The sequence below is a fragment of the Zhongshania aquatica genome (genome assembly GCF_027257955.1).
Classification (GTDB): Bacteria; Pseudomonadota; Gammaproteobacteria; order Pseudomonadales; family Spongiibacteraceae; genus Spongiibacter; species Spongiibacter aquatica.
In genome coordinates this window covers 1-17,096 of sequence record NZ_JANZNQ010000011.1, presented here as the reverse complement: position 1 = coordinate 17,096, position 17,096 = coordinate 1, and the positions used below count along the sequence as shown (strand labels likewise).

The 17,096-nt window shown below is 50.5% G+C and carries 16 protein-coding genes; 13 read left to right on the top strand and 3 right to left on the bottom strand.

Annotated elements, in window-relative coordinates; genetic code table 11:
• Positions 1-13: 13 nt before the first annotated feature.
• From O9X78_RS12280 to O9X78_RS12270, 3 genes are all read left to right on the top strand, one after another.
• Positions 14-2,068: a TonB-dependent receptor gene (locus O9X78_RS12280; protein WP_269619988.1), complete on the top strand. Its 2,055-nt coding sequence runs from the start codon at positions 14-16 to the stop codon at positions 2,066-2,068.
• Between the two features lie 143 nt (positions 2,069-2,211).
• Positions 2,212-2,490: a peptidylprolyl isomerase gene (locus O9X78_RS12275; protein WP_332108530.1), complete on the top strand. Its 279-nt coding sequence runs from the start codon at positions 2,212-2,214 to the stop codon at positions 2,488-2,490.
• Positions 2,491-2,516: 26 nt separating this feature from the next.
• Positions 2,517-2,942 (top strand): hypothetical protein, encoded by a 426-nt coding sequence (locus tag O9X78_RS12270; protein WP_269619987.1) that lies wholly within the window; start codon positions 2,517-2,519, stop codon positions 2,940-2,942.
• A 237-nt stretch (positions 2,943-3,179) separates the two neighbouring features.
• Here O9X78_RS12270 and O9X78_RS12265 read toward each other — a convergent pair whose 3' ends face one another.
• The 3 genes from O9X78_RS12265 to O9X78_RS12255 form a co-directional block, all read right to left on the bottom strand.
• Entirely contained in the window at positions 3,180-4,877 is a 1,698-nt protein-coding gene (locus O9X78_RS12265; RefSeq protein ID WP_269619986.1) for a vWA domain-containing protein, read from the bottom strand.
• A 199-nt stretch (positions 4,878-5,076) separates the two neighbouring features.
• Positions 5,077-6,888 (bottom strand): sodium-extruding oxaloacetate decarboxylase subunit alpha, encoded by a 1,812-nt coding sequence (gene oadA / locus O9X78_RS12260; RefSeq protein WP_269619985.1) that lies wholly within the window; start codon positions 6,886-6,888, stop codon positions 5,077-5,079.
• 15 nt (positions 6,889-6,903) lie between these two features.
• Positions 6,904-8,319 (bottom strand): acetyl-CoA carboxylase biotin carboxylase subunit, encoded by a 1,416-nt coding sequence (locus tag O9X78_RS12255; RefSeq protein ID WP_269619984.1) that lies wholly within the window; start codon positions 8,317-8,319, stop codon positions 6,904-6,906.
• A gap of 165 nt (positions 8,320-8,484) precedes the next feature.
• On the opposite strand from O9X78_RS12255, the gene O9X78_RS12250 reads away from it, so the two are divergent.
• The 10 genes from O9X78_RS12250 to O9X78_RS12205 all read left to right on the top strand — a co-directional run bounded on the left by O9X78_RS12250 (position 8,485) and on the right by O9X78_RS12205 (position 17,023).
• Entirely contained in the window at positions 8,485-9,387 is a 903-nt protein-coding gene (locus O9X78_RS12250) for a LysR family transcriptional regulator (RefSeq protein WP_269619983.1), read from the top strand.
• A gap of 225 nt (positions 9,388-9,612) precedes the next feature.
• The gene (locus O9X78_RS12245; RefSeq protein ID WP_269619982.1) at positions 9,613-10,059 is read left to right on the top strand and encodes a TlpA family protein disulfide reductase; all 447 of its coding nucleotides are present in this window, start codon (positions 9,613-9,615) and stop codon (positions 10,057-10,059) included.
• Complete coding sequence (locus O9X78_RS12240) at positions 10,056-10,277, top strand: DUF4266 domain-containing protein (RefSeq protein WP_269619981.1); 222 nt, start codon at positions 10,056-10,058, stop codon at positions 10,275-10,277. The genes O9X78_RS12245 and O9X78_RS12240 overlap by 4 nt, the downstream gene beginning before the upstream one ends.
• 11 nt (positions 10,278-10,288) lie before the next feature.
• A complete protein-coding gene (locus O9X78_RS12235; RefSeq protein ID WP_269619980.1) occupies positions 10,289-11,608 on the top strand; it encodes a DUF3570 domain-containing protein in 1,320 nt (439 codons plus the stop codon).
• A 96-nt stretch (positions 11,609-11,704) separates the two neighbouring features.
• Positions 11,705-13,459, top strand: coding sequence for a protein-disulfide reductase DsbD family protein (locus O9X78_RS12230; protein WP_269619979.1), 1,755 nt, complete (start codon positions 11,705-11,707; stop codon positions 13,457-13,459).
• Between the two features lie 36 nt (positions 13,460-13,495).
• Entirely contained in the window at positions 13,496-14,389 is an 894-nt protein-coding gene (locus O9X78_RS12225) for an FAD:protein FMN transferase (protein WP_269619978.1), read from the top strand.
• 257 nt (positions 14,390-14,646) lie between these two features.
• Complete coding sequence (locus tag O9X78_RS12220) at positions 14,647-14,976, top strand: YbjQ family protein (protein WP_269619977.1); 330 nt, start codon at positions 14,647-14,649, stop codon at positions 14,974-14,976.
• A gap of 2 nt (positions 14,977-14,978) precedes the next feature.
• On the top strand, positions 14,979-15,443 hold the full coding sequence (locus tag O9X78_RS12215; RefSeq protein WP_269619976.1) for a YbjQ family protein: 465 nt from the start codon (positions 14,979-14,981) through the stop codon (positions 15,441-15,443).
• 7 nt (positions 15,444-15,450) lie between these two features.
• Positions 15,451-16,326: a M48 family metallopeptidase gene (locus tag O9X78_RS12210; RefSeq protein ID WP_269619975.1), complete on the top strand. Its 876-nt coding sequence runs from the start codon at positions 15,451-15,453 to the stop codon at positions 16,324-16,326.
• A gap of 136 nt (positions 16,327-16,462) precedes the next feature.
• On the top strand, positions 16,463-17,023 hold the full coding sequence (locus tag O9X78_RS12205) for an amidohydrolase family protein (RefSeq protein WP_269619974.1): 561 nt from the start codon (positions 16,463-16,465) through the stop codon (positions 17,021-17,023).
• Positions 17,024-17,096: the final 73 nt, after the last annotated feature.

Genomic DNA, 17,096 nt, shown 5'->3' with positions numbered 1-17,096 from the left:
ATGAGAACATACGATGAAAAGGCTGGCTTGGGTTTTATTAATACTATGTGGCAATCAAGTTATCGCCGCTGAACAAAAAATAGAAACAGTTGAGGTAGAGGGACGACGTATTAATCTCGTCGGCGAAGCCGTATCTGCATCAGAGGGTATTGTCGGCCAGCAGGAAATTTCGCTTCGGCCACTTCTGCGCACCGGCGAAGTACTAGAGCTGGTGCCAGGCATGGTCGTCACCCAACACAGCGGCACCGGCAAAGCCAACCAGTATTTTCTGCGCGGATTCAACCTGGACCACGGAACTGATTTTGCCACGTCGGTAGACGGTATGCCCGTCAATATGCGCACCCATGGTCACGGCCAGGGCTATTCTGATCTCAATTTTCTCATTCCCGAAGTCGTGTCCCAGCTAGCCTATAAAAAAGGCGCTTACTACGCTGATGTCGGTGATTTCAGCGGCGCCGGCGGCGCGCAAATCAGCACCACTAGATCGCTAGAGCAAGGTTTGCTCGAACTCACCCTAGGTGAAGACAACTTTTACCGTGTGCTGGCAATGAACAGCCTGCAAATAGGGGGCGGAACCACCACCATCGCGGTTGAAGGCAATCGCTATGACGGTCCTTGGTCTGATATCGAAGAAGACCTGGACAAGATAAACGTCTTCCTAAAACACGCCATACCGCTTGAAGACGGCCAGCTTAGTTTCACCGTCATGGCCTATGACAACAGCTGGAATAGCGCAGATCAAATTCCCTCACGCGCGGTAGAACAGGGAATTATTGACGAATTAGGCTCCATCGACAAAACCGTCGGCGGCGAATCAAGTCGCTACAGCCTGAACGCCAATTTGGAGCTTGGCAAATGGGTAGGCTCAGCGTATGTCATCGACTACGATCTCAATTTGTGGTCCAACTTCACCTACTTTCTCGACGATGAAACCAATGGCGACCAGTTCGAACAAGTCGACAACCGCACCATCTATGGTGGCCAACTTGCCTACCTTTTAGAGGGCGCATTAGCTGGCCGCACCATGAGCAATAAATTCGGCGGCGACCTCCGAGTCGATGATATCAATGAAGTTGGACTTTATCGTAGCCAAGCGCGTCAGCGACTGGGGGCGATTCGCAGCGACCAAGTAACAGAATCGAGCATCGGCTTGTACTGGGAAAATCGCATCACATGGACTGATTCGCTGCGCAGCGTGCTGGGAGCGCGATACGATTACTATGATTTTGATGTCGACGACAAAACCGGCATTAATATTAATAATATCGACCTGAGTGGCAACGGCGGCACATCAGACGACAGCATTAGCTCTGTAAAAGCCAGCCTGATTTATACCTTTAATGACGAATGGGAAGGCTATATTTCCGCTGGGCAAGGCTTCCACTCAAATGACGCACGCGGCACAACGATTCGGCTAGATCCAACTGACGGCAGTGTCATCCATAGCGTAGACCCCCTGGTGCGCTCACTGGGATACGAGGTCGGTACCCGTGGTTTCATCAGCGATCGTATCAACACGTCCATCTCACTGTGGACCTTAGAACTAGATAGCGAACTGCTATTTGTCGGCGACGCTGGCAATACCGAGCCAAGTCGCGCGTCAGAAAGAAACGGCATTGAAATCACAGGCTACTACCACTTTACCGACCAGATAAGCCTGGATATCGAGTACGCCTATACGAATTCAAAATTTACTGAATCCGCTCCAGAAGGAAATAAAATTCCCGGCGCCATTAAGAATGTTTTTCAGGCTGGCTTAAATGCTGATTTCAGCAGTGGCTGGTTCGGCAGTCTGCGTGTGCGTCACTTCGGCGAAAGACCCTTGGTAGAGGACGGCTCCGTCAAATCTGACGACAGCACAATTTGGAATCTGCGCGCCGGTTACCGCATGAGCAACTGGGTCTTCAAGGCCGATGTTCTCAATCTTAGCGACAGTGACGATCACGATATCGATTATTTTTATGCCTCGCGCCTGGCGAGTGAACCGGCAGGCGTAGCTACCGACGATATCCACTATCACGTCATTGAGCCGCGCACAGTTCGATTTTCAATGGGCTATAAATTCTAACTCTGCCTGCCCTTCTGGCGTCTCGACACCACGAGACGTCACCTTAAGCGATCAAAAAAGCCGTGGTGATTTCGCAAATTGATACCTGTTCGCCACTGCTTCGCCTGCTATAATCGCCAAAATCATTCAACAAGGACTCATCCATGACCGTCGCTAGCGCACGCCATATCCTGGTAAAAACACAAGACCAAGCCCAAGATTTAAAAAACCAAATAGCCAAAGGCGCTGATTTTGGTGAGCTGGCAAAGAAGTTCTCAGACTGCCCGTCAGGAAAAAAAGGTGGTGACTTAGGAGAATTCCGTCCCGGCCAAATGGTAAAGCCCTTTGACGACGTAGTATTTAAAGAAGCGGTTTTAGAAGTTCACGGCCCCGTGAAAACTCAATTTGGCTATCACCTGATACAAACCATTTACCGCAACTAGCGCTATACCCGGGGAAGGAATCGTCAATGAGCCACAAATTCGCCGGCCATTGTCAATGTAGCGAGGTTCAACTCTCGCTTAGCCTCCCCAAGCACGTTGATCACTACACTCCGAGAGCCTGCGACTGCGATTTTTGCCTTTCACGCGACGCCTCCTATTTATCTGACCCTGATGGCCGCCTTCAAATAACCGCATTTTCACCGCTAAATATCACTAAACAAGGCTCTGAGCAGGCTTTATTTTTAAGCTGCGCTCGCTGCTGCTCACTGGTCGCCGTAGTTTACCCATTTACGGACGGCCTTAAAGGCGCCGTAAATGCGACATTTCTATCCGAGGTAAACCATCAGCGGAGCATTCCCGTTTCACCCAAGCAGCTTAGTCCCGACGATAAATACAGGCGATGGCAGGACATGTGGTTAACCGTAAGTATTAACGGCAAAAATCACCTATAACAGTCACCGCGTTATTGCAGAGTCTAACAGCGCTAAGCTGACTCAAGAGTGTCACAAGATTAAATGTTATTTATTATTAAATGCTGCCACAAAACAAAAAAGCCCCGTACTCAATGCTGATTACGGGGAAAATTGGAGAGAATCGGGGAGGTACCGTGCAAATGGGGGCTCACATAGAGCACAACCCCGACCTGACTTAAATGATAATGGTTATCATTTAAAATATCAACCCCCCTACTAAATATGATCGTAAGATACGACTATTTCGTCTCCCGCACCTGGTATGGCCTGACCATAAAACACAATAGACGCCTCTTCGCTGCCAAATAAAACATCAAAGCCGTCGCTGTGAGACACATCTCGACTTACCTCAACACCATTTACTTTCACAACTACCGAGCTAGCCAAAGGAGAGAAATCCAATTTAAAGCTGCTCGCTAAGCCTGTTGCGGCCTGAATGATCTGATCGTACATCACACTCCACGATGCAGACGGTGCGCAGATAGATGCGGAGCTTCCACCCGTTAATGAGGCAATTTCTCTAAAATGCGCCCCACCGGATGCCGTTCCACCTTCCCCGGAGCAATTAAAATCAGTGACAGTGAATGAAGGAGTAGGATCAGCAAATGTTGGGCGTATTGTTGACGAAGGACCGGAGATTGCAAAATATGTCGCGCCGCTATCGATAAACGCTTGTTTATAGGTATTAAAATCCCGCGGATCATAGTCAGTATCGCTACCTGACGGAAAAGACTGATATGCACTTTCATTCTCTGGCTCATCAGATACGAACACGACAATATTTGGCGCAGACTCTCGGTCAAAACCGGTCAAATCAACCTTATCTGCGCAATAAAAACCGGTTTCATTCGCACTTCCACCAGTTCCCGGCCTAGCAATACCATTAACGTCATCGCCCCACTGAAGCTTACCGTCAGGCGTTGATGCCGAAATAAAGTTGGCGGAGGCATCATCTGGCAGCGAGAGCAATTCCTCGCAATCTGAACCGTCGGTGGTTGTTACCGCCAACCGGAAATCAAGTCCCGCAGCATTTAAACTATCAAAAAATTGATCTATACCATTGCCAAGATTTTCCTGCTCCTCCGACATAGAACCAGAATTATCAATAACCCATAAAATATCCGCTGCGTTATTTGCGTCTTCCACTTGGGTAAAGGATTGGCTAGCCGCTACAAAACTCGTCGCGCCCCTGGCCGACGTAACGGCTACGCCACTATTAACGTCTCCGTAGGCAGCTTTAACTTGCTCTGCAAAACCGTTAGAAAATACCGCTAACCAAGTAAACAGATCCTCATCAACTTTCCAGAATGCAAGTGACACGCGGAATTCTCTTCCGCTACCGCTGCCAAGCGGAAGCACAGCTATGTCGGCATCAGAACCTAATTCAGCCAATAAAGTATTTCGTAAATCAGCGCTACTGCGACCACCAGAATTATACTGAACATCCAAAACGACAATCGCGACCGCCGCTTCAATACCAGCCGCGCTTTTATTTACAAGCTGGTTAACACTGGCGCCATCGTTGACTAAGGCAGCCGTCACAATTGACACCTTGGCGTCAACGTCATCTTGAATATCAGAGGTATCCGCATTTGCACGGGCCACCGCTGTCTCAGCCGCTTCAGGCTGAGCAAAAGCCATCCCAAAGCCGGCGTATTCTAGATCGTCATCATCCAGTAATAATGAAGGTTGATTTTCTCCAACCTCTTTTGTTTTATCCTCTGGGATATCACCATACAAGGCGATATTAGCTTTTTCACTAGATACAGCAGCACTTGAAGATGGCTCCTCAACTGTAGGGGGGGTATTGCTACCCCCACCGCCATTACTACTATTTTTATTACCATCGCACGCAGTTATACCCAGCGTTGAAAAACACAGCACTGAGGCGAGCAGAATTCTAGGGAAATCCATAGCGACACTCCATATTGTCTAATTTTGCTGCCGATCCTTAGCAACCGTTACCACCTTTTATCGGCAGCTTTTTTTTGTGGGAAGGCGCCAAACGCGACGCCGAGAATATGAAAACAAAAATATTGATTAAAGTAAATTTATTCGAAACTAGATGGCGTCAGTATACTTCTTTACTAACGCCTTTTGTTTTACTTTACGATCACACTGCCTCTATCTCAATCAATACCTCACCCGGCGTTACACGGTCACCCTTCTTAACAAAGATCTCTTTCACTTTGCCGCTAATGGGGGCTTGTACTTCCGCTTCCATCTTCATGGCTTCGGTAACCAGCACAGCCTGCCCGACCTTAACGGTATCGCCCACAGCCACCAATACGTCGACAATATTGCCCGGCATATTGGTACTAACGTGGCCGGGTTTACTGGCGGATTTGCGGCTGCTGGCGCCTTCAGCTTTATATTCATTTAGCGCTTCGAAAACGACCTCTTCAGGCATGCCATCAAGTGTCATGTAGATATGACGTTTGCCCGCGCCTTTTATACCGACGCCGGTAATCGCCACTTGGTAACTTTCGCCGTGCACATCGATAACAAACTCAGTGGGAACACCACCTTCACTAACAGGGCGAGTGGATTGACCGACAGGTTCGAGAACCTCAGGGACCAAGGTGCCAGCTTCGCGCTCGCTTAAAAATGCGCGGCCCAAATCTGGGAACATCGCGTAGGTCAGCACGTCTTCTTCTGATTTGGCTAGTTCACCGACTTCTTTGCGAAGTTTTGCCAGTTCAGGGGATAACAAATCGGCAGGACGCACATCAATAACGTCTTCACTGCCAATCGCACGAGCACGCAGGTCTTTATCCACCTCCGCCGGTGCCGCACCGTAGTGGCCTTGCAGGTAACGCTTCACTTCGTTAGTAATGGTTGTATAACGTTTGTCTGCCAGTATATTCATCACCGCTTGGGTGCCGACAATCTGTGAGGTTGGTGTTACCAATGGCGGGTAGCCGAGGTCTTTACGCACGGCGGGGATTTCAGCAAACACATCGCCAATGCGATTCAAGGCGCCTTGCTCTTTGAGCTGATTCGCGAGGTTAGACATCATGCCGCCGGGCACTTGGTTAATCTGCACACTTACGTCTTCGCGGGTAAACTCACTTTCAAATTGATGATATTTCTTACGCACTTCCCAGAGCTGCGCAGCGATTTCCTGCAGAGCAGGTAAATCCAAACCGGAATCTCTCGGTGTGCCTTTTAAGGCAGCAACCATTGTTTCTGTCGCCGGATGACTAGTGCCGTTGGCAAATGCAGACATGGCCGTATCAATAATGTCGATGCCCGCTTCAATCGCCTTTAACTGACACAAACCGGCGAGCCCAGAAGTCATGTGCGAGTGCAGTGCCAATGGCACATCGACGGTGTCTTTGAGCGCGCTAACCAACTCGGAGGTCGCCATTGGGGTTAACAGGCCGGCCATGTCCTTAATGGCGATGGAGTCGACACCCAGCGCCACCATGTCCTTAGCCTGCTGAACAAATTTAGCCGTGGTATGCACCGGACTGGTCGTATAACAAATAGTGCCCTGAGCATGCTTGCCCGACTTTTTCACGGCGGCGACGGCGGTTTGCAAATTGCGCACGTCATTCATGGCGTCAAATACACGGAAAATATCCATGCCGTTGTCAGCGGATTTTTGAATGAACGCCTCCACAACGTCGTCGGCATAATGCCGGTAACCCAGCAGGTTTTGACCGCGTACCAACATTTGTAATTTGGTGTTCGGCAGGGCCTCGCGCAGTTTGCGCAGACGTTCCCAAGGATCTTCTTTTAGAAAACGCACACAGGCGTCAAAGGTTGCGCCACCCCAGACTTCCAGCGACCAAAATCCAATAGCGTCCAGTTCGGCACACACCGGCAACATATCTTCGGTGCGCATACGGGTCGCCAATAACGACTGGTGGCCATCACGCAGGGTTACATCAGTAATCAGAACAGCTTTATCTTTGCTCATCGTCAACTCCATTTCTTACAGGCCAGCGTGGGCAGCAATGGCTGCAGCCACCGCCAGCGCAATATCTTCAGGGCGGCTTTTATCCGAGTATTGGGTCAGTTCAGGGTGGCTTTCTACAAAGCTGGTATCGAAATGCCCGGAACGGAAGTCGGGGTGTTTTAAAATTTGCTGATAGTACGTTGCAGTGGTTTTCACACCCTGCAGACGCATATCATTAAGCGCACGCACTCCGCGATCCAAAACGTCTTCCCAGGTCAAGCCCCAGACAATTAATTTGAGACACATGGAATCGAAATAAGGCGGAATGGTGTAGCCCGTGTAAATCGCGGTATCGACCCGAACCCCCGGACCACCGGGCGCATAGTAGCGACTGATTTTGCCAAAACTGGGCAGAAAATCGTTTTTGGGATCTTCGGCATTAACCCGAAACTGCATGGCAAAACCGCGATAAGAAATATCTTGCTGGCGATAACCCAGCGGCAAGCCAGAGGCGATACGAATTTGTTCGCGGACAATATCCACCCCGGTGATCTGCTCGGTGATGGTGTGTTCAACCTGAACCCGCGTGTTCATTTCCATAAAATAGATTTGATTATCGGCGAGCAAGAACTCCACCGTACCGGCGTTTTCGTAGCCAACCGCCTCCGCGGCACGCACCGACATCTCGCCGATATAGGCACGCTGCTCTGGAGTAAGCTGGGGAGACGGCGCAATCTCTATGAGCTTTTGGTTGCGACGCTGAATTGAGCAGTCGCGCTCAAAGAGGTGAATCACATTGCCGTGGCTGTCTGCCAAAATCTGCGCCTCGATATGACGCGGATTCACAATACATTTCTCAAGAAAAACATCGGCGCGGCCAAAGGCCTTGGTTGCCTCCGACACCACTCGGTCGAACTGACGCCGCAAATCCGCCTCACTGTCGCAGCGCCGAATACCACGACCACCACCGCCAGACGTTGCTTTTAGCATCACTGGATAACCAATTCCGGCCGCCACCGTCACCGCGTCTTCAATGCCCTTTAAATTTTCTTCGGTGCCTGGCGTGACCGGTACACCGGCAGCCGTCATTGCACGACGAGCTTCGGTTTTGTCACCCATGCGGCGAATAACTTCGGCGCTAGGTCCGATAAAGGTAATGCCGCGCTCAGCACATATTTCGGCGAGTTCGGCGTTCTCAGACAAAAATCCATACCCCGGATGCAAGCCATCACAGCCGGTTTCCACCGCTAAACCCACTAATTTACGCGGATTTAAATAGCCTTCGAGCGGGTCAGCGCCCACATTATAGGCCTCGTCGGCGCGCTTAACATGAAGGGAAAAGCGGTCTGGCTCGGTATACACAGCAGCCGACCGTATGCCCATTTCGGCACAGGCCCGAACGATTCGCACCGCAATTTCACCACGGTTAGCGATCAGGATTTTCTTCAGCATCGTGAATCTCCATAAGGGGCGTTAAATCCGGTTCCATGCCGCTCCGGCGCCTGACAACATCACTTTGCCACCGTACAGAAAAACAACTTGAATAAAAAATTAATATTTATTTTAGTTAGAATAAGGTATTACTTATACCTGATTAAATTTGCACCCAGGCCCGCTATGGAAGTTAGCTACTTAAACCGCCTCACCCTACGTCAAATAGATGTCTTTCTGGCCGTGTGCCTGCATCGCAGCTATTCCAAAGCGGCGGAGCAACTCGCACTGACACAACCCGCCGTCAGCTCCCAAATACGCAGTCTAGAAGACGTCGTAGGCCAGGCGCTTTTTGACTACATAGGCAAGCAACTCTTTCTGACCTCCGCCGGCGAGGTAATGCAGCGGGCCGCCCGTGAATTAAAGCAGCGCCTCGTGCATTTAGAAATTGAGCTCACCGATTTACACGGGCGTTTGCAAGGCAGCTTAAACATCGCTATTGAGTCCAGCGCCGAGCACTTGTTGCCGCCCTATATTAACGCCTTCTGCGAGCAACATCCCGACGTCGAAGTCGTACTGCATGTGGTAAACCATCAGCGCCTGTTAGAGCGGCTGCGCGATAACCTCGACGATCTCGCCATCATGACCCAAGTACCCGAGGGCCGCGCCCTCACCTACACGCCGTTTGCAGAGCACAAGCTGTCACTGGTCGCCAACCCCAATCACCCGCTCAATCAAAAAGACAGCATCACCCTCATCGAATTATTGGAATACCCCATTTTGCTGCGCGAAAGCGGCTCTGGTACCCGTCAAATATTTGAGCATTTTTGCCAGCAGCAAAGCTGCGTGATTCAACATATCCGCCAAATGGGTAGCAATAGCGCCATACAACACGCCTTAAACAGTGGCACAAATTGCGCAGTGCTGCCGACCGCCATGGTTAGCGGCGCGATTTCAGCAGGATCACTCATCTTACTGCCGGTACAGGGCTTTCCCATTCGGCGGTCGTGGTGCACAGTTCATCCGCGCGGCAAGCACCTAAACCCACTAACCAAGGCGTTTCACAAGCTTTTACACCGAGCCGATTAAGCCAACTTCCCCAAACCTACCCCAAACTCACACCTTAAATTCTCGCCCAATGAGCATTCCCCTAGATCACAATGAGCATACTGATGCCGTGTTTAGCTGGCGATGTATCTCACCCCTAAAGCAATCTTTAATAAAACCTTAAGTTTTTAACACTAGCCTTACGCTCATATCTGCCGACTTCGTTTTAAAAACTCAGTCACTTACTCATAACGATAAGGTTCACTCATGAAGCTAACACTGCCGCGAATTCTGGCTTTTTTATTATTCAGTGTAAGTATCTGCTCTCAGGCGGCGGAATTAGACCTCGCTCGCTACAAGGGCAAACTGGTTTATGTCGATTTCTGGGCATCGTGGTGCGGCCCCTGCCGCGCGTCCTTCCCCTTTATGAACGACTTAGTAAAAGAGTACGGCAATGAACTCGCTGTGGTGTCGGTTAATTTAGATGAAGAACGCCAAGATGCTGATGACTTTTTAAAAGAAATTCCCGCTGACTTCAGCGTCATCTATGACCCGGAAGGCGGACTAGCCAAACAATACGGCGTACGCGGCATGCCCAATTCATTCCTATTTGACCGCAGTGGCAAGCTGGTATCCCGCCACGACGGCTTTACCGTCAAAGATCCACAACACATTCGCGAACTAATCGATAACACTTTGGGGAAATCTCAATGAGAAAACACATGCTATGGATTGCTGTGATAGCAAGCAGCACGCTAACAGCCTGCAGCTCGATGGGCGTTGACCCGTGGCAGCGACAAAACCTTGCCAAACCAGAAATGGCCTTAGACAGCTCACCGCTGAACACCGCGCTGGACGACCATATTTACTTTAGTAAAGAGGCGTCAAGCGGTGGTCGTAGTTTTGGTGGCGGTGGATGCGGTTGTAACTAAGGGACATGACAATGAAGAAAAATATTAGATTATCACTGGCAGCCGCAAGCTGTGCCCTACTTGGCAGTCACGGCGCCATGGCCGAAGACAAACACGATGTGGGTGATTGGGATATTAGCGCCGCCCTACTTTTTTACAGCGAGCCAGATCGTGTTACCGCAACAGAGCCGGTTATTTCCGCTAAAAAACAAATCGACACCGACGAAACACTCACCCTCAAACTGACCTTAGATACGCTAACAGGCGCATCGGCCAACGGCGCGGTACCAACGAATCGTCCACAATCATTCACCAGTCCGTCAGGCGGAACGTCCGCCTATACAGCAGCCGGTGAAACCCCGCTTGACGAGTCCTTTAAAGATACCCGCGTAGCGGTAAATGCAGCCTGGGAAAAACCCATCGCCAAAGACCTTACCATGGTACTAGGCACCAACTTCTCAACCGAGTATGACTACACCTCCTTCGCGGTCAGCTCCACTTTTGCAAAAGATATAAACAACAGCAACACCACGCTAATGGCCGGCCTGTCGCTTGGCATGGACATGATAGAACCAGTGAATGGTAAGCCCGTAGCGTTTGGCACACTCCAAACCCAAGGGGATGATGACGACGAAGATGACGATGGCAACAAGGTCAAAAACGGAAGCGATGACACCAAGAGTTTGGTCGATATCGTGGTCGGAGTAACACAAGTTATCGATCAAAATAGCCTCTTCCAACTGAGTTACTCGCTGAGCTCTTCAAGTGGTTACCTAACCGATCCATACAAGTTTATCAGCGTGGTTGATCCGACAACGGGCATTCCGCTGTTTGAAAACAATGCGCAACCTGACTTACCTACCGTGGTGTATGAAAACAGACCCGACAGCCGCTTAAAGCACAGCGTCTTCGGCCAGTACAAACGCTATATTGGCGGTGATGTTCTCGATACCTCATACCGCTTTATGGTTGACGACTGGGGCATTACCTCAAATACGATTGACGTTAAATATCGTTGGAAATTTGCAGACACCCAATACTTGCAACCCCATGTTCGGGTGTATCAACAAAGTGCTGCAGATTTCTACACGCCCTTCTTTATTGATGGCCAACAGCCGACCGTTGGCGACACCAATAGCGAAGCCTCAGCGGATTACCGCCTTGGTGAATTTATGGCCTACACCGTGGGCTTAGAATACGGCCAAGACAATCCCAGTAACTCTTGGAGTGTTGCACTTGAGTACTACCTACAGACCGGCGATGAGCCATCACAGGCCTTTGGCGAACTGAAAAATCAGGAGCTTTACCCCGACGTTGACGCCTTGATGCTGCGAGTCGTTTACGACTTCTAATCAAGACCATGTATCGTTAACCGAGCGGGAGAAAGGCGGCGACGTTTTTCTCCCCTTTTTTTTATAAGGGTGTGATTCCAGCGGGAAGTATTTTGCATGAAAAAAACGTTTTATTACCTAGTCCTAGCCACCGCTTTATCACTGGTGGGATTAGTCACAAACGCGAGCGAAGCTAGAGCTACCCCCGTCGACACAAGCCAAGCTCAAGAAACAGAAAGTACATTTCTTCCCGTAGAAGAAGCTTACGCTTTAAGCATTCGCGTAGAAAATCAGCAGCCAATCATTAATTGGCATATTGCTGAGGGCTATTATTTATATCGCGATCGCATTCATGTTCGCCAAATCAACGGAGATCAATTGGATGAGCTCGCCACAAACCTGCCCGAAGGCAAGTTAAAGCAAGATCCCAATATTGGCGACACCCATGTTTTCTACCACGGTCTTAGCGTTAGGCCAGCACTCAACAGTACAGCGCCAATCACCTTAAAAATTAGTTTTCAGGGATGTGCGGACGCGGGCCTTTGCTACCCACCACATCACCAATGGTTTGATATAAATCCCGCATCGGGGTCGGTCGTAGAAATCAATAAACCCGTTGCAAACACCCCGAACACAGCCCTAAAACCGTCTGCATCAACGCCCATTAACAACATCTCGCTTCTCACACTGCTGACTATGGCCGGTATGGCATTTGCCGGTGGTCTCATTCTTAACCTCATGCCCTGCGTCTTCCCGGTGCTGGCCTTAAAAGGGCTGAGCTTGGTGGAATCCACCGACATTTCACCACGACAACGCCGTCTTCACGGACTGGTGTACACCGCCGGCGTGGTCAGTAGCTTTGTCGCTGTGGCAGGCTTATTAATGATCCTGCGTGCAACAGGTCAGCAACTGGGCTGGGGCTATCAACTGCAATCTCCGTGGTTTGTCGCCGCCATGGTGTATTTGTTCTTTGTGGTCGGTTTGAGCTTTTCCGGCATGATCGAACTGGGTGCGCGGTTTGCGGGCGCCGGCCAAGCACTAACCGAAAAGAGCGGCATGAGCGGCTCGTTTTTTACCGGCGTACTCGCCGTATTAGTAGCCAGCCCCTGCACCGCTCCGTTTATGGGCGCATCCCTAGGTTTTGCATTAACGCAACCAATGATTGTCGCCCTAACCGTGTTCGTCGCCCTTGGGTTAGGTATGGCGACGCCATTCTTACTGCTTTCTTGGTCGCCCCACATCGCGCGACTGCTGCCACGGCCGGGTAAGTGGATGGTGACCATGAAAGAGGTCTTGGCCTTTCCCATGTACCTCACGGCGATATGGTTATTGTGGGTACTTGGCAGACAGAGTGGCGTAGACGCCGTAATGCTTGTGCTAATCGGCTGCTTGCTGATTGTTATCGCCCTGTATTTTTGGTCTCGCACTCCTTGGCAGCGCGGTATCTCGGTGGTGGCGACCCTCTTTGCCGCGTTTATTCTCGCCTCATCCTCGCTAGATGCAAAGCCGCTAATCTCTGCCACTAACGAAGAGATCATCGCCTATCGGCCAGGAATACTCACCGAGTTACAGCGCGACGCGCAGCCAATATTTTTAAATGTGACCGCTGATTGGTGTATTACCTGTTTAGCCAATGAACGCGTCGCCCTCTCTTCTGACAAGATCAAAGATCGCTTCAAAGATCTGGGCCTGCGCTACGTGAAGGCAGACTGGACCAATCAAGACGATGATATCACTCAGTTACTGGCGGCTTATGAGCGCAGCGGCGTACCCCTGTATGTGTATTTTCCCGGTGGTAACCAAGAGCCCATCGTTCTGCCACAGTTACTGAGTGTCGACGCGCTGCTCGCCATTTTTACGAAATCGTCGTAGGCTTTCACCATGATAAAAGCGCGGTGTTTATAAACTATGTCAGCCCCCACAAGGGAAATTGAATTCAAAAAAAACAGCAATGGCTGGGTCGCGCAGTTCCGTGCCATGGCCAGCCCCTGCGAATTATTGCTCGACAGCGATGACGAGAGCCTAATTCAAGAACTGGGCAATATCGTCGCCGCAGAAGCATGGCGAATTGAAACCAAATTCAGCCGCTATCGCGACGACAATATTGTTTATCAAATCAACAATAGCCAAGGCAAGGCCGTGTCGGTTGACGAAGAAACCGCCGGACTTTTGGATTTTGCCGAAAATGCATATCAACTTAGTGACGGCTTGTTTGACCTAAGCTCTGGGGTTTTACGCAAACTATGGCGCTTTGACGGCAGCGCCAACATTCCTACTTACGAAGCTGCAACAGCATTGTGCGATAACATTGGCTGGCATAAAGTCAGGTGGCAACGGCCGCTACTGACATTACAAGCCGGCATGGAAATCGACTTCGGTGGCATCGGCAAAGAGTACGCTGTAGATCGAGCCGCAACGCTGCTCAAGCAAAAAACCGACTGCGCGGCGCTAATTAACTTTGGTGGCGACTTGCTCGCCACCAGCCCTCCGCGCAACGCCCCCCATTGGCTGGTTGGTGTAGAACAGGTTGGTGGCGGTCAATCTGCAATGATTCAATTAAAACGCGGTGGCCTCGCCACCAGCGGCGACGCCAATCGCTATTTAATAAAAGATAATATTCGCTACCCACACGTCCTTAACCCCAAAACCGGATGGCCCATAATGAATGCGCCACGCTCGGTCACCGTCGCGGCGCCTAGCTGCGTCGAGGCCGGGCTTATTGCCACCTTCGCCATGCTTGCGGGTGCTGATGCTGACTCTTTTCTGGCCGAGCAAGACGTATTGCATTGGATTCAGCACTAACTCCGCATAGGGCTTGGATAGGTATGGCCCAATAAGACACATCAATCAACTGGCCAAAATTAAACGTTAACTATCTCAGCCAAAACCATAGCTAGAACGCCAATATAGACACACCCACAAAATCAGGGTTTGATACGACTCCTAAGCCGCAACATCATGCAGGGAAGCACTTATGGCACCTCTGATTAATTCGGTAATATCTCAGCGTCACCGAATTAATCGGAGGTGCCTTAAAGTAAATACCAAAGGAACAGATAATGACCACCATCCTACTCAGCAATATAGAAATTATCCCTGGCAAACGCGTAAGCCAACACCTTGGCTTAGTGCTAGGCAGCACAGTTCGCGCTAAGCACGCGGGTAAAGACATCATGGCGGGACTAAAGAACATCTTTGGCGGCGAACTCGGCGGTTACACCGAGCTACTGTCTGAAGCTCGCCAAGAAGCAACCGACCGCATGACTGAGCAGGCCAAAGCGATTGGTGCTAACGCAGTCATCAATGTGCGCTATTCCACCTCCTCCATCGCTGCAGGGGCATCCGAAATACTCGCTTATGGCACCGCTGTCGTCCTCGAGGAAAAATAGCCATGGAAGCGCTTATTCAGTTAGGTATATTTGCGCTACTACTGGGACTCGGGTTTTTCTTTGGACGCCGAGCCGAAGCAAAACACTACCAAAGCATCTTCGCCCGCGAAGATGAGTTACGGCAAATTGTGGTGTCTACCGACCGCTTCCCCCCTATCGAATTTACGAATCACAATGCCCAGCTAGTCAGCGGCAATGTGGTCATTTCAGTCGACTATTTCAAGCGCGTGTCTGCAGGCCTGCGAGCCCTAGTCGGTGGCCGCATTCGCAGCTATGAAACCTTGCTAGATCGCGCTCGCCGAGAGGCCTTATTACGTATGCAAGAACAAGCTCGTGCAGCCGGCGCTGACGCCATTATCAATACCAAATTTGAAACTAGTCGTATATCCGGCAACAGCAACAAAGGTGTGGCTTCAATCGAGGTCTTGGCCTATGGCACGGCCTTAAGCCCTAAAAACAAACGCTAAGTAACCCATGAGCTTTGCAAAACAAAACCCCAAAATTCCCGAGGGCATAAATACCTCTACGGAAAACCCCCTCAAAGAATTCTTTATTATGTTTGGGGGCGTACTCTTCGTACTTGGTGCAACAGTGGCCCTACTAATGCTATTTGCAAACACCTTAGCGCCTTACATCCCCTTTCGTTACGAGCAGCAATTAAGCAATAAATACGCCGAGTGGTCCAACACCGAAAGCGACCAAAGCGTCGCCTTTTTGGATGCAGAAGTAGCCATACAAGAGCTTGGTCAGCGCCTTGCGACACATTCCGACTTAGCGCCAGAAATCAGCGTGCAGCTTCATCTTATCGAGCAAGCAGACGTACCGAACGCCTTTGCCACACTTGGTGGGCATATCTTTGTCACCACTGGATTACTGAAAGAAGTATCTTCAGAAAATGCACTGGCGATGGTAATTGCCCATGAAATAGCTCATATCAAGTTTCGCCATCCCGCCAAGTCTTTTAGTGGCGGATTACTGGTGCAGTTATTTTTGAGTGCAATCACTGGCGGCCAAAATGCTGCGGCACTGCAAAGCACCGCCCAGCAAACGGGGCTGCTAACAATGCTGGGATTTAGTCGCCAAATGGAAAGTAACGCCGATGACGCTGCACTTAACACGCTGAAAAAATACTATGGTCACCTAGAAGGCACCGAAGAGTTTTTTAGCAAGGTGTTAGCCCAACATGAGCAAGCGCGCTGGCAGGCCTTATTTACTAGCCATCCCGACTTACGCCAACGTATTGACCATATTCAGCGCCGCGCCCAACAGCAGAGTGGGGCTAACTCGGGTGATAACACCGCGCAAGCCACCACACCGCTAGACCCACGGCTGGCGAATTTCGGCGCGTAAGCCCCCGCTCTAGCACCTCCCGCTCACCACCCGACCACACACTTGCACCGGAGCGCCACGATTCACTGCAATAAAATTATGAACCCGATAGCGAACCTCCTGTCTGAATGCTCGCAACCCCTTCGCTGAGGACACAATGCCAACATTACGACAAGGCCAATTTGCCACTCACATATACACCCTAGTCGCCCTATTACTCGCCCTGGCATCCCCCAGCAACTTTGCCGACACAGCCAAATCCGCCACTACTAAGTATTCTTATAGCGACGCCCATCTCCACATAGTTGATTTCTTTCAAAAGGGTGACCCCCTACCCGATCTCATTCGAGCGATGGACAAAGGCGGGATTGACCACGCCATGATTAGCGGCATTCCACTCATGAAAAAATGGCATGAGAACGAGCCAAAACGACCGCGCTACTACGCCGGTGACGACGCCGGCATGTACTGGTATAGCGCCACCGACAGCTACGTAGCCGAAGCTTATCGCAAGCTTCCCAAAGAACAGCGTGAAAGACTGCACCCCTTCTTATGCGGCTTTAACCCCACCGACAAAAACGCCGACAAACATCTGCGCCAAATGCTAGAAACCTACCCCAATGTTTGGCAGGGTATTGGCGAGGTACTCACCCGCCACGACGACCTTGCGTATTCCGCTGAACCTGATCAGTCGTACCGCTTGAACGTGATCACTTAATCCACCTCATACATCATGTGCCGTCTTTTTACTTTAAGTGATCATCTTCAGTCAATGTAGTCATCAGTTTTCG

What these genes read in the sequence shown, in the direction of transcription:
- O9X78_RS12270 (WP_269619987.1), top strand. Translation starts at nt 2,517, where the DNA reads ATGAGCCACAAATTCGCCGGCCATTGTCAATGTAGCGAGGTTCAACTC.
- O9X78_RS12275 (WP_332108530.1), top strand. Translation starts at nt 2,212, where the DNA reads ATGACCGTCGCTAGCGCACGCCATATCCTGGTAAAAACACAAGACCAA.
- O9X78_RS12265 (WP_269619986.1), bottom strand. Translation starts at nt 4,877, where the DNA reads ATGGATTTCCCTAGAATTCTGCTCGCCTCAGTGCTGTGTTTTTCAACG.
- O9X78_RS12250 (WP_269619983.1), top strand. Translation starts at nt 8,485, where the DNA reads ATGGAAGTTAGCTACTTAAACCGCCTCACCCTACGTCAAATAGATGTC.
- O9X78_RS12220 (WP_269619977.1), top strand. Translation starts at nt 14,647, where the DNA reads ATGACCACCATCCTACTCAGCAATATAGAAATTATCCCTGGCAAACGC.
- O9X78_RS12210 (WP_269619975.1), top strand. Translation starts at nt 15,451, where the DNA reads ATGAGCTTTGCAAAACAAAACCCCAAAATTCCCGAGGGCATAAATACC.
- O9X78_RS12255 (WP_269619984.1), bottom strand. Translation starts at nt 8,319, where the DNA reads ATGCTGAAGAAAATCCTGATCGCTAACCGTGGTGAAATTGCGGTGCGA.
- O9X78_RS12235 (WP_269619980.1), top strand. Translation starts at nt 10,289, where the DNA reads ATGAAGAAAAATATTAGATTATCACTGGCAGCCGCAAGCTGTGCCCTA.
- O9X78_RS12225 (WP_269619978.1), top strand. Translation starts at nt 13,496, where the DNA reads ATGTCAGCCCCCACAAGGGAAATTGAATTCAAAAAAAACAGCAATGGC.
- oadA (WP_269619985.1), bottom strand. Translation starts at nt 6,888, where the DNA reads ATGAGCAAAGATAAAGCTGTTCTGATTACTGATGTAACCCTGCGTGAT.
- O9X78_RS12280 (WP_269619988.1), top strand. Translation starts at nt 14, where the DNA reads ATGAAAAGGCTGGCTTGGGTTTTATTAATACTATGTGGCAATCAAGTT.
- O9X78_RS12215 (WP_269619976.1), top strand. Translation starts at nt 14,979, where the DNA reads ATGGAAGCGCTTATTCAGTTAGGTATATTTGCGCTACTACTGGGACTC.
- O9X78_RS12245 (WP_269619982.1), top strand. Translation starts at nt 9,613, where the DNA reads ATGAAGCTAACACTGCCGCGAATTCTGGCTTTTTTATTATTCAGTGTA.
- O9X78_RS12240 (WP_269619981.1), top strand. Translation starts at nt 10,056, where the DNA reads ATGAGAAAACACATGCTATGGATTGCTGTGATAGCAAGCAGCACGCTA.
- O9X78_RS12205 (WP_269619974.1), top strand. Translation starts at nt 16,463, where the DNA reads ATGCCAACATTACGACAAGGCCAATTTGCCACTCACATATACACCCTA.
- O9X78_RS12230 (WP_269619979.1), top strand. Translation starts at nt 11,705, where the DNA reads ATGAAAAAAACGTTTTATTACCTAGTCCTAGCCACCGCTTTATCACTG.